Source organism: Desulfotomaculum sp. OF05-3, from assembly GCF_003435535.1.
In the GTDB taxonomy this organism is placed as follows: Bacteria; Bacillota; Clostridia; order Lachnospirales; family Lachnospiraceae; genus Pilosibacter; species Pilosibacter fragilis.
In genome coordinates, this window is the sequence record NZ_QWGO01000007.1 from 38766 (window position 1) to 55377 (window position 16612).

General features: G+C 49.4%; 14 protein-coding genes and 1 tRNA gene. 12 read left to right on the plus strand and 3 right to left on the minus strand.

The genetic code is table 11. The annotated features are described in order from the left end of the window. Positions 1-41: 41 nt before the first annotated feature. The 6 genes from bioA (at position 42) to DXA87_RS05625 (ending at position 7148) form a co-directional block, all read left to right on the plus strand. A complete protein-coding gene (gene bioA, locus DXA87_RS05600; RefSeq protein ID WP_117470805.1) occupies positions 42-1241 on the plus strand; it encodes an adenosylmethionine--8-amino-7-oxononanoate transaminase in 1200 nt (399 codons plus the stop codon). Between the two features lie 210 nt (positions 1242-1451). After that, positions 1452-3443, plus strand: coding sequence for an excinuclease ABC subunit UvrB (gene uvrB, locus DXA87_RS05605; protein WP_117472078.1), 1992 nt, complete (start codon positions 1452-1454; stop codon positions 3441-3443). A 140-nt stretch (positions 3444-3583) separates the two neighbouring features. Further along, positions 3584-3814, plus strand: a complete 231-nt coding sequence (locus tag DXA87_RS05610) for a FeoA family protein (RefSeq protein ID WP_117470777.1) — start codon at positions 3584-3586, stop codon at positions 3812-3814. Beyond that, positions 3811-5808 (plus strand): ferrous iron transport protein B, encoded by a 1998-nt coding sequence (feoB, locus tag DXA87_RS05615; RefSeq protein WP_117503502.1) that lies wholly within the window; start codon positions 3811-3813, stop codon positions 5806-5808. Before DXA87_RS05610 ends, feoB begins: the two co-directional genes overlap by 4 nt. A gap of 120 nt (positions 5809-5928) precedes the next feature. Continuing rightward, positions 5929-6705, plus strand: coding sequence for a threonine/serine exporter family protein (locus DXA87_RS05620; protein WP_117503503.1), 777 nt, complete (start codon positions 5929-5931; stop codon positions 6703-6705). Then, positions 6702-7148, plus strand: coding sequence for a threonine/serine exporter family protein (locus DXA87_RS05625; RefSeq protein WP_117503504.1), 447 nt, complete (start codon positions 6702-6704; stop codon positions 7146-7148). Before DXA87_RS05620 ends, DXA87_RS05625 begins: the two co-directional genes overlap by 4 nt. A gap of 48 nt (positions 7149-7196) precedes the next feature. On the opposite strand, the gene DXA87_RS05630 is transcribed toward DXA87_RS05625, so the two are convergent. After that, entirely contained in the window at positions 7197-8144 is a 948-nt protein-coding gene (locus DXA87_RS05630; protein ID WP_117503505.1) for a DUF5688 family protein, read from the minus strand. A gap of 349 nt (positions 8145-8493) precedes the next feature. Between DXA87_RS05630 and DXA87_RS05635 the strand changes: the two genes are divergently transcribed. After that, the gene (locus DXA87_RS05635) at positions 8494-8832 is read left to right on the plus strand and encodes a cupin domain-containing protein (RefSeq protein ID WP_117470782.1); all 339 of its coding nucleotides are present in this window, start codon (positions 8494-8496) and stop codon (positions 8830-8832) included. A gap of 337 nt (positions 8833-9169) precedes the next feature. Here the strand turns inward: DXA87_RS05635 and queA are convergent, their stop codons facing one another. Beyond that, positions 9170-10195, minus strand: coding sequence for a tRNA preQ1(34) S-adenosylmethionine ribosyltransferase-isomerase QueA (gene queA, locus DXA87_RS05640; protein ID WP_021904860.1), 1026 nt, complete (start codon positions 10193-10195; stop codon positions 9170-9172). 233 nt (positions 10196-10428) lie between these two features. On the opposite strand from queA, the gene DXA87_RS05645 reads away from it, so the two are divergent. The 5 genes from DXA87_RS05645 (at position 10429) to metA (ending at position 15230) form a co-directional block, all read left to right on the plus strand. After that, a complete protein-coding gene (locus DXA87_RS05645; RefSeq protein ID WP_117503506.1) occupies positions 10429-11010 on the plus strand; it encodes a hypothetical protein in 582 nt (193 codons plus the stop codon). 110 nt (positions 11011-11120) lie between these two features. Beyond that, a tRNA-Arg gene (locus DXA87_RS05650) sits at positions 11121-11192 on the plus strand. 171 nt (positions 11193-11363) lie between these two features. Continuing rightward, on the plus strand, positions 11364-12377 hold the full coding sequence (locus DXA87_RS05655) for a pseudouridine synthase (RefSeq protein ID WP_348982206.1): 1014 nt from the start codon (positions 11364-11366) through the stop codon (positions 12375-12377). Then, positions 12353-14320 carry an NAD-dependent DNA ligase LigA gene (gene ligA / locus DXA87_RS05660; protein WP_117503508.1) on the plus strand — a complete coding sequence of 656 codons (1968 nt, stop codon included), beginning with the start codon at positions 12353-12355 and terminating at the stop codon, positions 14318-14320. Before DXA87_RS05655 ends, ligA begins: the two co-directional genes overlap by 25 nt. Further along, positions 14310-15230, plus strand: coding sequence for a homoserine O-succinyltransferase (metA, locus tag DXA87_RS05665; RefSeq protein WP_117470784.1), 921 nt, complete (start codon positions 14310-14312; stop codon positions 15228-15230). The genes ligA and metA overlap by 11 nt, the downstream gene beginning before the upstream one ends. A 166-nt stretch (positions 15231-15396) precedes the next feature. Here the strand turns inward: metA and DXA87_RS05670 are convergent, their stop codons facing one another. After that, on the minus strand, positions 15397-16587 hold the full coding sequence (locus tag DXA87_RS05670; RefSeq protein WP_117503509.1) for a M20 family metallopeptidase: 1191 nt from the start codon (positions 16585-16587) through the stop codon (positions 15397-15399). Positions 16588-16612 lie beyond the last annotated feature (25 nt).

The following is a 16612-nucleotide window of genomic DNA, read 5'->3' on the forward strand; positions in this document are numbered from 1 at the left end:
GGGACCGGGGAGTCCATGTTAAGATGAAGGAGAAGAAAACGATGATCTGGTATCCATATGAACAGTTAAAAACAATGAAGGCGCCCTACGAGATCGTGGACGCGAACGGAGTATATCTTTATACAAAGGATCAGAAGATGATCGATTCGGTCTCATCCTGGTGGAGCGTGATCCACGGATATAAGCACCCGGTGATCAACCAGGCGATCATCTCCCAGGTGGAGAAGTTTTCCCATGTCATGCTGGGCGGGCTGACCCACGAACCGGCGAGAAAGCTGTCAGAGAAACTGGCGTCCTGGCTGCCGGGGGATCTGGATTACTGCTTCTTTTCCGATTCCGGCAGTGTGGCGGTGGAAGTGGCGTTAAAAATGGCGCTGCAGTATTATATGAACCGGGGAGATGAGAAGCGGACCATGATCCTGGCCCTGGAGCATGCCTACCACGGCGACACCTTTAAGACGATGGAAGCGGGAGACGATGAGGATTACCATTTCGTGCTGAAAGCTTACGGGGCAAGCCCGTATGTGGTCCACATTCCGACGGAGATCACGGCCCTGGAAGAGGCCTTTGAAAAGTATCATGACAGACTGAACTGTGTGCTGGTGGAACCGCTTTTACAGGGGGCGGGCGGCATGCGGATGTATGACGTTTCCTTCTTAAAGAAGGCGAGAGAGCTTTGTGACCAGTACGGTGTTCTTCTGGTCTTCGATGAGGTGGCGACTGGATTTGGCCGGACCGGCAATCGTTTCGTGGCGGATCTGGTCCTCCCGGATATTCTGGTTCTCGGAAAGGCACTGACAGGCGGATATATCGGTCATGCTGCCACCGTGGCAAACCGGAAAGTATTTGAGGGCTTCTACGATGATGTTCCGGAACATGCCCTGATGCATGGACCGACATTCATGGGAAATGCGCTGGCGTGCAGCGCGGCCCTGGCATCGATCGAACTGTTCGAGACCCAGAACTACATGGAAAAGATCAAAAGGATCGAAGCTGTGACCCGCCGTGAGATGAAGGGCTTCACAGACCCCAGGATCCGCGAAGTCCGGATCATGGGCGGCTGCGTCTGCGTCGAAGTCTACGATCCGGCCGTATTAAAAGGATATCAGGAGTATGCCTACAAGAGAGGTGTGTTCAGCCGTCCGTTCTTAAACTACCTCTACGCAATGGTGCCGTATGTGATCCAGGAGGACGAGCTGGTGCAGGTGCTTCAGTGTATGAAGGATTGGTTTGCGAGATAGGAATGCGGACAGCAAATACAGTACAGAACAAACATTCGGTTTGTTCTGTACTTTTTTTAGCTTGAATGCTATACTGGACAGGTAATATACTAAGAATGAAACGATTCCGTACATTCATAGCCTGGGGCGGAGAGACATTCCAGATCGGCTTCGCCGTTGGGATCTTTGCACTGCTTCTAATAATATCATGGATAGGTCAGGAGAAATCATATGGATCATTTTGAATTAGTATCAGAATACCAGCCCACCGGAGATCAGCCGCAGGCGATCGAGCAGCTGGTGAAGGGATTTAAAGAGGGGAATCAGTTTGAGACGCTGCTTGGCGTGACCGGATCCGGTAAGACGTTTACGATGGCGAATGTGATCCAGCAGCTCAATAAGCCGACGCTGGTGATCGCTCACAATAAGACGCTGGCGGCGCAGCTTTATTCGGAGATGAAAGAGTTTTTCCCGAACAATGCGGTGGAGTACTTTGTCTCCTATTATGATTACTATCAGCCGGAGGCGTATGTGCCGTCTACGGATACCTATATTGAGAAGGATTCCGCGATCAACGATGAGATCGATAAGCTGCGCCACTCTGCGACGGCGGCACTGTCGGAGCGGAATGATGTGATTATCGTGGCCTCCGTGTCCTGTATTTACGGCTTAGGAAGCCCGATTGATTATAAGAACATGGTGATCTCCCTGCGCCCGGGAATGGAGAAGGACAGGGATGAGGTGATCCATAAGCTGATCGATATCCAGTACACGAGAAATGAGATGGATTTCAAGCGCGGAAGCTTCCGGGTAAGAGGTGATGTGCTGGAAGTATTTCCGGCTTATTCTGGAAGCGAGGCGTACCGGATTGAGTTCTTCGGGGACGAGGTGGACAGGATCATGGAGATCGAGGCGCTGACCGGAGAGGTGAAAGCGCAGCTGGAACATGTGGCGATCTTCCCGGCGTCCCACTATGTTGTACCGAAAGAAAAGATGATGCGGGCAACGGAAAATATCCTTGCGGAAATGAAAGAACAGGTAACCTTTTTTAAGAGTGAGGACAAGCTTCTGGAGGCACAGAGAATCGCGGAACGGACAAATTTTGATGTGGAGATGATGAGAGAGACAGGCTTCTGTTCGGGAATCGAGAACTATTCCCGTCATCTTGTGGGATCTGCACCGGGACAGCCGCCGTGTACGCTGCTCGACTATTTCCCTGATGATTTCCTGATTATCGTGGACGAGTCCCATATCACGCTTCCGCAGGTCCGCGGCATGTATTTCGGTGACCGGTCGAGAAAGAAGACACTGGTGGATTATGGATTCCGCCTGCCGTCTGCCCTGGATAACCGCCCATTGAATTTTGAGGAGTTTGAGACCCATATCAATCAGATGATGTTCGTGTCCGCAACCCCGTCCACTTACGAGGCGGACCATGAACTTCTCCGCGCGGAGCAGATCATCCGTCCGACAGGACTTCTTGATCCGGAGATCTCCGTGCGACCAGTGGAGGGACAGATCGATGATCTTGTGGGCGAGATCAATAAAGAAGTAGAAAAACACAACAAGGTCCTGATCACAACGCTTACAAAGCGTATGGCGGAAGACCTTACGGATTATATCAGGGAAGCCGGGATCCGCGTAAAATATCTGCACTCGGATATCGACACATTGGAGCGCGCCGAGATCATCCGCGATATGCGTCTGGATGTCTTTGATGTTCTTGTGGGAATCAACCTCCTCAGAGAGGGACTCGATATCCCGGAGATCACACTTGTGGCGATCCTGGATGCGGATAAGGAAGGATTCCTCCGTTCGGAGACATCCTTGATCCAGACGATCGGACGTGCCGCGCGAAACGCCGAAGGCCATGTGATCATGTATGCGGATTCCATTACCGATTCCATGCGGGCCGCCATCGACGAGACGAACCGCCGACGTGAGATCCAGCAGAAGTACAATGAGGAGCACGGAATCACTCCGCAGACCATAAAGAAAGCGGTCCGTGATCTGATCGCAATCTCCAGGGCTGCCAGTGCCGGCGAAGAAGAGTTCAGGAAAGATCCGGAATCCATGGACGCAAGGGAACTGGAGAAGCTTGCAAAGGAACTCACAAAGAAGATGCGCCAGGCGGCAGCAGAACTGAATTTCGAAGAGGCCGCAAAGCTGCGTGACCGGATGAAGGAAGTGAAGCAGATGCTGCTGGAGCTGGAGAAAAATTAAGATAATTGGTAACTTCTGCCCGTACCAGGCGGACGAATGTGCCAGGATACACTTATTGACAATTATTCTCAACAAGAATACAATATTTCCAGATGACAGAGTCGGTTCTGTCAATTATGATAGTGAAGGATGGACACAGGATGAAACTATATGAAGGAAATATTGGCGCGACGTATCTGGTCAAGTCAGTCCATGTGGATGAGGCAATTAACCGGCGTTTAGAGGCGCTGGGGGTAAATGAGAATACGCCTCTTCTTGTGATGAATAAGAAAAACAGCGGAACCATGATCATCAAAGTCCGTGGAACCCGCCTTGCACTGGGAAGAAGAATTACCGGTGGAATTGAGGTAAAAGAGGAGGCGGCATCATGAGCACGGGGGAGAGACCAATTACTGTCTGCTTTGTAGGAAATCCGAACTGTGGAAAGACTACGCTGTTCAATGCATTTACGGGAGCAAAATTAAAGGTCGCAAACTGGCCCGGCGTTACAGTCGAGCGGATGGAAGGAGAGACGAGCTATAAAGGGCGGAAGATCCGTGTGATCGATACGCCGGGAATCTACAGCCTTACTTCATATACGATGGAGGAACTCGTCACAAGAAGGTGCATTGAGGAAGATGGCGTGGACGTAATTGTCAACGTTGTAGACGCATCATCGCTGGAGCGGAACCTTTATCTGACGATGCAGCTTTTAGAATTAAAGAAACCAGTTATTCTGGCTCTCAATATGATGGATATCATTGAAGAGCGTGGGATGGAGATCGACCTTCACAGACTTCCTGAGATGCTTGGCGGGATCCCTGTGGTTCCGGTCTCCGCGAGAAAGCGCACAGGACTTGACGTGCTGATGCACGCTGTGGTACATCATTATGAGGAAGGTCCCCAGGGCGTGATCGTCCGCTATGACAGGGAGATCGAGGACCGGATCCAGCGGGTAGAAGACCTTCTGCGGAAGAAGTATCCGGATCTCACAAATCTGCGCTGGCATGCGATCAAGATGCTCGAATATGACAAGGAAGTCCTGAAGGACCATCCGGTCGAACTGGAACAGATCGTGCCGAGAAGCTTCGAAAAAGAGATTATCAATGAAAAATACGATTACGTGGAATCGGTAATCAAGGAATGTCTGTTTAATAAAGAAGAAAAATCACATATGACAGATCAGGTGGATAAGATCTTGACTCATCCGATCCTGGGAATTCCAGCATTCTTTGGAATTATGGCATTAGTCTTTTTCCTGACATTCACAGTCGGGGATTTTCTGAAAGGATACTTTGAACAGGGACTGGAACTGCTGTCGCTCGGTGTTTTATCCGGGCTTCATTCAGCGGGAGCTTCCGACTGGGTGATCTCCCTGGTCGTTGATGGTGCGTTGGCGGGAGTTGGAGGAATCCTGACATTTCTTCCAAACATCTTTATCCTTTTCCTTGCGCTTGCGTTCCTGGAGGACAGCGGATACATGGCAAGAGTCGCCTATGTCATGAATGAGACAATGGGGCTGGTCGGACTTTCCGGCCGTGCGTTTCTGCCGATGCTGCTGGGATTTGGCTGTACAGTTCCCGCGGTCATGGCGACCAGAGCGCTGGAGAATCAGAGAGACCGCTTGAAGACGATCCTTATCACACCGTTTATGTCCTGCTCAGCGAGACTTACGATCTATGTTTTGCTGGCGGATATGTTCTTCCCGAAATCGGCAATGTTAGTGGCATATTCCCTTTATCTGGTGGGGGTTGCCATGGCGATCCTCATCGCGCTTATTGTACATAGAATGACAGACGATAAAACTGAGAATGCTCTTCTGATCGAACTTCCGGAATATAAGATTCCGAATCTCAGAACTGTGGCGATCTATGTCTGGGAAAAAATAAAAGATTACCTGACAAAGGCGGGGACAACGATCTTCCTGGCATCGATCATCCTGTGGTTTGTCATGAATGTGGGACCGGCGGGATTTATTTCTGATGTGGCGGACAGCTTTGCGGCAAAATTCGGACAGATCCTTGTGCCGGTACTAAAGCCGGTTGGTCTTGGAAGCTGGCAGATCGCGGTAGCATTGATCTCCGGAATCTCCGCAAAGGAGGTCGTTGTCTCGAGTATGTCTGTTCTTTATGGGATCGGCAATATCAATTCGGCAGCGGGAATGGCGGAACTCTTAGGAATCCTTGGGGGAACAGGATTTACGTCAGTGAACGCTTATGCGCTCATGGTATTCTGCCTTCTCTATACACCGTGTATTGCGACGATCGCGACGATCAAGAGAGAAACACAGTCCTGGAGATGGACACTGGGGATGGTCATGTTCCAGCTTGTGCTTGCCTGGTCGGCGGCATTTCTTGTATTCCAGATCGGAAGCCGCCTGTTCTGATCAAAAAATTGAAAACTATAACTGCTGCCACGTGTGCAGAAGATCTACAATAGTGGGTCTTGCGGCAAATGTGTTATATAGCAGTTATACAAAGATAAAAGGGGTTAAAAGGGGTAATAAATGAACGAAAAAACACTGCTGGAAGCTGTGGTGCTGGCGGGGGAACTCATGCTTGTCAGCGGAGCGGAGATCTACAGGGTGGAAGACACCATGAATCACATGCTGAAACGATCGGAGTACGAACAGACGGAAACGATCGTATATGGAACGGGAATCTTCGTCACGTTGAGCGATCCAAATAAGGAACCACTGACCCGTGTCAAGCGTGTTGCGGCCAGATGCACCAGTATCAACCGGATTTGCCTGGTAAACGATGTATCTCGCCATTTCTGTGAGGGAAAGATCACGGTGGAGGAGGCGTTAAAGCAGCTGCAGGAGATCCAGGCACCAACGACGATCCAGTATGACTGGCTGACCCAGGGACTGGGATATGTTGGTGTTTCGGCGTTCTTTGCGCCTATGTTCGGCGGCTCCCTGGGAGACTTTCTGGCGGCAGCGGTAGTTGGTGTCTGTCTTGCGATAGCCGTATGGATTGGAAAAGCTTTGAAATTCAACGATTTTTGCTTTAACGCGTTTGGAGCGTTTGTGCTTGCGTTTTCAGCTATGACGATCTGCCATTCTTATCCGGTACTGAATTCAGATACGATTATCGTCAGCGCTGTCATGCCGCTTGTCCCGGGAGTAACGTTTACAACGGCGATCCGTGATACCTTAAACGGGGACTACGCAGCCGGATCCGCCAGAATTCTGGAAGCGATCGTTGTGGGACTTGCAGTTGCGTTTGGAGTTGGTGCGGGACTTCTTGTAGCCCGCAGCATGGAAGGAGGACTCTTATGATCATACAGGTATTCAGCGCGTTCTGGGCGGTCGCGATGTTCTCCATTCTGACGGAGACTCCGAAAAAGTTCCTTCCGTACGCGGCTTTTTCCGGCGGATTTGCCTGGTGGGCATATTTAGTGATCAATAATCTGACTCATTCAACACTCCAGGCCGCGTTCTTTTCGATCCTCGCGGTAGCATTTTTGAGCCATATTCTTGCCAGGATCAAGAAAGCACCGGTGACAGTATTCCTCATCGCAGGAATCCTTCCGTCTGTGCCTGGAGCAGGAATCTACCGTACAGTATATTACCTGATCCAGGGAGACCAGACACTTTCAACCCATTACCTAATCTCGACGCTTCACACGGCAGGCGCGATCGCTCTGGCAATCTTTATCACAGATTCGGTTGTCAACCTTGTGCATCTTTATCATGAAGGAAGTCATGCGAGACGAAATTGAATGGCTGGTTGACGGCGGTAGAATGTGTACAGCAATTTTTGTCTGTACTTAAACACATGTAGCCGAGTCTGCGGAAGAACCACAAGGAGATTCCGTAAAGATCTGCAGCTTATCCGTTTCCCTGCGATACAGATACATGTTATCAGAGAGAAAGTCTTCCGGCTGGATCGATTCGCGGTTGACATTTTTGATCGTATTGCAGAAGACATGATAGTCATGTTCCGTAAAATTTTCTGAATCAGCGATGATCAGAACCTCGTGGATACTGGATGGAAGGATGAGAAGATCACTTCCAAACTCGTCCGCGAGGTCTTTTAATTTATCAGGATAGAGGACGCAGGCGGCGCCGTTGTGCGCAGCATCGTTCGTGAGGACATAGAGCGTCGGAACAGGGCAGTCTTCGGGTACAAAGTCGGTAGCTCCGGGGAAATATTCCTTGATCACCGTTTCAAGGCGGCGGAAACTTGCAGAAAAGATCCGAGGTGTATTTTCTTTTGCGAGCGCAAAAAGTTCTTCCGCCGTCACATTCCAGGAAGCAGATACCGTGTTCGTGATGACAGAGCTGATCTGGGTTTCACCTTCAGACTGGATGATCAGGGAGAAGATCACCGCGAGATCCAGGAAAGGGATCCAGGGAATCGTTTTTAACAGCTCCTTATTTTTATCGCGAGAGATAAGCCGCCAGGTAATCTGGTTTTGGAATTCCTCAAAGTTGTTTAAGGAAGTGAGACTTGTCACGGAAACAGGAAGCTGTGTGTCGGTGATCGATATCATATATTCACAGAGTTCTGCCAGCGTGCGGCCTTTTTCAAATTGTTCATACAGCATCTCCAGGGAGATCACGGGGGAACAGTGTTTCTCCGATCTTAAGAGAGCCAGGGAATCAAGCACAACGCCGTTGTTTTTGAGCACACGTTCCCTGTGGATCGAGCAGCTGGTGTCCAGCCTGTTAAAAAGTTCCTCCTGCAGTGCGGCACAGAATTCTTCATAGTTCATTGTAATACCTCCTGATGTGTTTTTAGATCGATAGATTTGTTTTCATGACTTGAACAATAGAAATTAGAATGTTTTTTGCGGCTGCCCGGCGGGAAGCAGATATTCATACTGCTTAGATTGATTCGGCTAAAAATCAGGATGCCGGACAGCCATGGGATGTAAAATGAAAGGATAGGTGTATTCTAACGAAATCCTGTTCGAAAATCAATCGTGATGATTCACAAGAATCGCCCTCTGAAATTGACATGCAGGCAAAAAATAGTTGTATTTACAACATACAAAAGGGAAATATCGTGGTAAAATAATGACATAGATCATGGGAAGATCCAGGTGGAAAGGAAAAAGAAAAATGGCTTTTATCAAAAATATCGATCATGAAACAGTTTTAAATCTCGCGGACCAGATCCACGCAGAACCGGGTCAGATCGTCAGCAAGACTCTCGCCCAGAACAAGGCGGTCAGCCTGACATTATTCGCGTTCTCCAAAGGCGAGGAGATCAGCACCCACGATTCCATCGGCGATGCCATGGTACATGTGATCGATGGCGTCGGTCAGTTTACCGTAGACGGTGCAGAGCATATCTGCAAAGCCGGAGATGTTCTCGTAATGCCGGCGAAGAAGCCGCATGCGGTATTCGCGAAGGAAGATTTTAAGATGCTTCTTACGGTGGTATTTCCGTTAGATTGATACTTGAGTATTTAGATGAAGTATTCGTAACTGTTCAGTAGGTCTGCGCACTTGCCGCGCTGACCGTAAGAAAACATAGGCTGGAAGGCAAAAATCCCATCAGTGAAGCTGATCTGGAATGGATTTTTGCACGTAACTATGAAGGTACTGAATAGTTACAAGTATTCTTAACATGCTATAAATGCGAGATGTTACCGCCTTCTATACTGGTGACAGGAAGATGGAAAAACCCCCGGTGTGGCTGCACCGGGGGTTTTGCTTTGTCACTCGAATAAAGGAGTCACATCTCTTTAGCCTATGGCATGATATGATATGCAGAACGTAAATTTAACATACATCAGCGAATAAACATCGCGTCTCCAAAACTAAAAAACCGGTACCGCTCCTTGATCGCCTCCTGATATGCATTCAGGATATGTTCCCGTCCTGCGAGTGCGGACACGAGCATGACGAGTGTGGATTCCGGAAGATGGAAGTTTGTGATCAGGCAGTCCAGGATCTTGAATTTGTATCCCGGATAGATAAAGATCTCGGTCCAGCCGCTTCCAGCCTTTAAGATCCCGTCATCACCGGTTGCGGATTCCAGGGTACGGCAGCTTGTGGTTCCAACGCAGATCACACGTCCGCCGTTTGCCTTTGTATCATTGATCTTCTTCGCCTCGGATTCTTCTACCATATAGAATTCAGAGTGCATATGGTGCTCTTCGATGGTATCGACCTTTACCGGGCGGAAGGTTCCGAGACCGACATGGAGAGTTACATGAGCGATTTTAACGCCCATCTCCTCGATCTCCTGTAAAAGTTCTTTGGTGAAATGCAGACCTGCTGTCGGAGCAGCCGCAGAACCCTCGTTCTTGGCATATACAGTCTGATAACGGTTCTTATCCTTTAACTGGTGAGTGATATATGGCGGCAGCGGCATCTGGCCGAGCTTATCGAGGATCTCCTCGAAAATTCCATCATACTCAAACTGGATCAGCCGGTTTCCCTCATCGACCACATCGATAACCTTTCCCTTTAAAAGTCCGTCACCGAAGGAAACTTCCGCTCCGACTTTCATCTTCTTACCCGGTTTTACAAGGGTCTCCCAGACATTGTCAGATTTTCTCTTTAAAAGGAGGACTTCGATTCCTGCGTCTGTCCCGATCTTATGTCCCATGAGACGTGCCGGGATAACTTTTGTATCGTTGATAACGAGGCAGTCACCCTTTTTCAGGTACTGTAAAATATCGCGGAAATGGCGGTGTTCCATCTCGCCGGTCTTTTTATCTAATACAAGCAGCCTGGAAGCAGCGCGGTCCTCAAGCGGATCCTGCGCGATCAGTTCCGGCGGCAGTTCAAAATTAAAATCTGTTACATTCATTTTTCTATATCTCCTGTTTGTGCGCTCTTATCAAAAAGTTCCATGCCATTGTAGCAGAATCGGGAAGAAAAATCAATGAGATGCGCCGGAATATGGGAAAATCGGTGATGATCCGACAAAGGTGCGGGCAGCAGCCGGGAAATAGAAAATACATCTTGTTGTTTTAAGATTCCGGTGGTACGATAGGAAAATCAAAAGCATGGTACATGCGGCAATCGGAAGGAGCAGTTGTAATGAAATATATCAATCAGTTAGAACACAGAGATATCCCCTATGAACATAATTTGGATCACGGCGGAGTGCCGGAGGAAAAGCGGAATGTGGCTGCGGCAGGCTGCGGTCCGAGCTGCCTGTGCATGATGGTGGATGCGCTGACTTTGTCGACCTATGAACTTACAGACTGCCTGAAATTATCCAATGAGGTTGGCGCAAACCGTGAGATCGGAACGAGCCTGAAGATCCTGGGTCCCGTTGTTGCGGAAAGGTTTAACCTGAATTATGGGGAAACGAGTGATCTGAACGAACTGAAGGCGCATCTGGCAAAAGGCGGACTCGCCATCGCAAATTCCGGCGGTGACCGGGAAGGATATACCGGGGTGTTCACTCATGGAGGACATTACATCCTCGTTGTATCGGCTGATGACAATGAGGCGTGCATTCTGGATCCGTCCTATAAAGAAGGAAAATATGAGGAGCCGGGCAGAGATGGAAAAGCGAGAGCCGTGGATGGCTTTGTTTACTGCAGCCTGAAAGTTCTTGCGGAGGACTGCGCAAACCGTACTCCGTCCTACTATCTGTTTTCAAGAAAGCATTAAAAATATGAAAAGCGCGGCAGCCGGGAAATGGAATTGGGTAAAAAAATATACAAAAAAATAATTCTCATCCCCTTGCATGAATCGGAAAATTATTGTATACTATTAGAGATGCATCTGTAGCTCAGTGGATAGAGCAGTGGCCTCCGGAGCCGCGTGCGTAGGTTCGATTCCTATCAGATGCATTTTCTGATGTCCTGAAATACCGGGGCAGTGAGACAGAAAAACGTCTGCCAGATCTGGGAAAGGTCCCGGACTGACAGGCGTTTTTTTCTTGCATTCGCCCCTCAGAAACGATATAATGGGCGAAAGGATAAATTTTGGATCATAAATTATGAATAAAAGGGAGAAGTAGATTGGAAGGAACGATTCGTTTAAATAAATATCTGAGTGATGCCGGAGTCTGCTCAAGAAGAGAGGCAGACAGACTTGTGGAGGAAGGGAAGGTTCGTGTGGACGGCGAGATCGCCGTGATGGGAATGCAGATACGGCCGGGACAGAAGGTGGTCTGTGATGGAAAGCCGGTGGGCGAGAAGGAAAAACCGGTATTTCTGATCGTGAATAAGCCGAGGGGAATCGTCTGTACGACTTCCGACAAGGATCATGCAGAAAACATCGTGGAATTTTTAAATTACCCACAGAGGATCTACCCGGTCGGACGTCTCGATAAGGATTCCGAGGGACTTCTCCTCATGACAAATCAGGGCGACATCGTCAACAAGATCCTCCGCGGCGGAAATGCCCACGAGAAAGAGTACGCGGTAGCCGTCAACCACCCGGTGACGGAAGAATTTTTAAAACAGATGTGCGAGGGCGTCCGGATCGAGGACCTGGATGTGACCACGAAGCCGTGCCGTGCCTGGAAGACCGGAAGCCATACCTTTCATATCGTCCTGACTCAGGGCTTGAACCGCCAGATCCGCCGGATGTGCCGCGCACTCGATTATCATGTGATGAATTTAAAGCGTGTGCGTATCATGAATCTCCAGCTGGGTACATTAAAGCGTGGAGAATACCGGGAACTGACGGAAAAAGAACTGGGTGACCTGATGCGTATGGTGGAAGGTTCCACAAACCTTCCGGCGAGGGAAGCCGCAAAACTTGGAAAGATTGTGGATCCGGCGAAGAGAGAAAGAAAGACGGGAAGCTCAGGATATCAGGGAAAGCCTGGCGGAAGAAAGCCGTCAGATAAAAATAACGAGAGAAAACCGTTCGAGAAAAAGACCGGAACCGGAAAAATATGGAGAAATGTCCGTCAGGACGGTGAAATAAAGCCGGAAAAGAAAGCCCCCGCATCCCCGGAGAGCTGGAAACCGGGTGCGCCGGAGCGCAAGGAGCATAAAATATGGACGACAAGATCAAGAGGATGAAGGAGCTGATCCCGCTTCTTTCCGAGGCTGCAAAGGCCTATTACCAGGAGAGCCGCGAGATCATGAGCAACTTTGAATATGACAGGCTTTATGATGAACTCCTGAAGCTGGAACAGGAGACAGGGACTGTGTTCGCAGGAAGTCCGACCCAGAAAGTAGGATATGAGATCTTAAGCGAACTCCCGAAGGAGCGCCATGAACGGCCGATGCTGTCATTGAATAAGACAAAGAGTGTCGATGAACTGAGGGAATGGCTTGGAAACCAGACGGGTCTTTTATCCTGGAAGATGGATGGACTTACCGTGGTCCTGACATACGAGGATGGAGTTCTTGCGAAAGCGGTCACCCGCGGAAACGGCGAGATCGGTGAGGTCATCACCCCAAATGCCAGGACCTTTATCAATATTCCGACAACGATTCCCTACAAAGGACAGCTGATCCTGCGCGGTGAGGCGGTGATCAGCTATTCGGATTTCGAAAAATTAAATGATTCCATCGCTGATGTGGATGCGAAATATAAGAATCCGAGAAACCTCTGCAGCGGCTCCGTGCGCCAGCTGAACAGTGGGATCACGGCATCCAGAAACGTCCGGTTTATGGCGTTTGCATTGGTGAGGGCGGATGGAGTTGACTTTAAAAATTCAAGAAAAGAGCAGTTTTTGTGGCTTTCCAGTCTGGGATTTGAGACGGTCGAGTTTGTAGAGGTGACGGCGGAGACACTTTCCAGTGCAGTCCGCGGATTTGCGGAGAAGATCGAGCATTACGATATCCCGTCGGATGGTCTCGTGCTGTTATATGATGATATCGCATACGGACAGTCCCTGGGGCGGACTGCAAAATTTCCGAGAGATTCCATCGCTTTTAAATGGGCGGATGAGATTCAGGAGACGACGCTTTCCTACATTGAATGGAGCGCTTCGCGGACAGGACTGATCAATCCGGTTGCCGTGTTTGAGCCTGTGGAGCTGGAAGGAACCACAGTAAGCCGAGCCAGTGTCCACAACATCAGCATCATGGAAGGGCTGGAGCTCGGTGCAGGAGACAGGATCACGGTCTACAAGGCGAACATGATCATTCCGCAGATCGCGGATAACCTGACAAGAAGCGGTGTCCGTGATATCCCGGCGACCTGTCCGGTATGCGGCGGAAAGACGGAGATCCGCAATCTGAACGATGTGAAATCCCTCTACTGTACGAACCCGGATTGTCAGGCGAAAAAGATCAAGAGCTTTGATCTGTTTGTGAGCAGGGACGCGTTGAATATCGACGGTCTCTCCGAGATGACGCTGGAGAAGTTTATCGCAGCGGGATTCATCCATGAATTTGATGATATTTTCCATCTGGACCGCCATCGTGACGCTATCGTGACGATGGAAGGTTTCGGTGAAAAGTCTTATGAGAATCTCATAGCGGCTGCAAAGACCGCGTCCCACACCACACTTCCGAGGCTGATCTTTGGTCTCGGAATCGCGGGGATCGGTCTCGCCAACGCGAAGGTGATCTGCCGGCATTTCGATTTCAATCTGGATGCCATGCGGAAGGCTGGCGCGGAAGAGTTGTGCTCTATTGATGGAATCGGCGGCGTGCTTGCGGATGCGTGGGTGACGTACTTTAAGAATGACAGGAACAACGAGACACTGGATCATTTGCTGGCAGACCTTACGTTCGAAAAGGAAGTCAGGAACGAGGAGCAGACATTAGCCGGGAAGACCTTTGTGATCACCGGTTCCGTGGAGCGTTTCGCGAACAGGAAGGAGCTTCAGGAAAAAATAGAAGCTCTGGGCGGAAAGGCTGCCGGTTCCGTATCAGCAAAGACCAGTTATCTGATCAACAATGATGTGACATCCAATTCGTCAAAGAATAAGAAGGCAAGAGAACTTGGCATTCCGATCCTTTCCGAAGCGGATTTTCTGAAGATGATAGGAGAAGAAAATGCCGATTAAAATACAGAATGGATTGCCGGCAAGAGCGATCCTTGAGAGCGAAAACGTATTCATTATGGACGAGGACCGCGCGGAGAGCCAGGATATCCGTCCGTTAGAGATCCTGATCTTAAATCTCATGCCGTTGAAGGAGGACACGGAGACCCAGCTTTTAAGAGCTCTGTCCAATACGCCTCTGCAGGTGGAGTGTACTTACATGACCATGTCCACCCATGAGTCCACCCACACCTCCGCCAGCCACTTAAATAAGTTTTATGTGACATTCCCGGAGATCAAGAAGAAACATTTCGACGGAATGATCATCACCGGTGCACCGGTGGAACTGATGGAGTTTGAGGAGGTCAACTACTGGGAAGAGCTGACCCGGATCATGGAGTGGAGCAAGACCCATGTGACATCCACCATGCATCTGTGCTGGGGAGCCCAGGCCGGACTTTACTATCATTACGGAATCCCGAAACACTTACGGAAAGAAAAACTTTCCGGTGTGTATACACAGAAAGCGCTGGATAAGCGTGTTCCGTTACTCCGAAGCTTTGACGATTACTTTAAGTGCCCGCATTCCCGCTATACAGAAGTGTGGGAGGAGGATATTTTAAAGCACCCGGAACTTCGGATCCTCGCTAAATCCGATGAGGCAGGTGTCTTCCTCGTCATGAACCAGGACGGAAGCCAGATCTTCGTCCAGGGCCACCCGGAGTACGACCGTATGACCTTAAACAACGAGTATCACCGCGACCTCAATAAAGGCTTAAATCCGGCACTCCCGGTCCACTACTATGAGCATGATGACCCGTTCTCTGTTCCACCGCTTATGTGGAGAAATATGGCGAACACGCTGTATACGAACTGGCTGAACTACTACGTATATCAGGTGACTCCGTATACGCTGGAGGAGGACACGGAGTAAACAGAGATCTGTTTGGTGTAAAAAGATTTTTGCTCGTAACGGTGAAGGTACGGAGTAGTTATGAATAAAGAAATGATTGTGAAAAAAACTTCCGGTCCAAATGGTCCGGAAGTTTTTTCTTTGCGCGATCAGTTAAATACGGGTGTAGGCTTTAAAGAATACAGGTTTAACGATATTCCTTCGGAACCTGAGCATCGTGGTAAGCGTTGATCTCAGAACGGAATTCACTGCTTTCCAGAATATCGAGAGCTGTCATAGCAAGACCCTTGGCACCCTTCAGGCAGATCTCATCAGCCTGAGGAGTTGCAGCGGCTTTTGTATATTCTTTGGAGTGGCTTTGAATGGTTTTATCATCTGTGATAGACAGATAATCGTGGATTGCCGGGATCTTGATGGAGACATTTCCGATATCTGAAGATCCGTAAAGCTTTCCGGGTTCAGCCCAGGTCATCTGGATCCCGAGAGATTCCATATTATTCTTGAAGGCCTGGCACATTGGTTTATTTGGATAACGTTCTGCGTAGATCGGCTCTACACTGACTTCAGCTTTTGCTCCGGTCAGGGCCTCTGCGTGTTCAATACAGGATGTCACAAAGCGGATCAGCTCCTTGATCCTAAGCATGGTTTCAGCACGAAGGCTGAATTCACACTTGGCAAGTTCCGGAATTACATTGGCAGCAGTTCCGCCTTCCAGAATAATACCGTTGATGTTGTCCTGAACCTGGAATGTCGAGCGCATCAGATCGATCTGGTTGAACACATGGATCGCAGCGCTAAGGGCATTGATGCCATTTGAGGGTGAAGACGAATGGGCAGCTTTTCCGTGGAAGGATACGCGGATTCTTGTAGCGGCACGTCCACCTCTGCCAACGAGGTTGGAACCGCCTCCGGACGGGTGCATCATAAGGGCATAATCAGTTTCATCAAAGGCACCGCGCTCTAAGAGGATGACTTTGCCGGCCCCGCCTTCCTCCGCCGGTGTGCCGATGATAGAAACTTCACCATCGTATTCATCGATCAGAGAAGCAATTCCCATAAATGCACCTACGGCACAGGTTGCGATGATATTGTGACCACAGCCATGACCGATTCCGCGGAGCGCATCGTATTCCGCAAGAAAAGCAATTCTCGGTCCCGGACCTTTTCCTTTTTTTACAACCTTAAAAGAAGTGTCAAGTCCGCAGTACGGAGTTTCTACCTGAAAACCACGATCTTCTAAAAAAGAACGGATCGATGCGACTGCCTGATGTTCTTCATATCCAAGCTCCGGATGGTCATGGATCTGGTGGGAAAGTGCTAACAGCTCATGCTGCATACGGTCGATGGTCTGAATGATGTTTGTTTTTTGCTGCTCCATACTAATAAGTACCTCCTATAGGGAA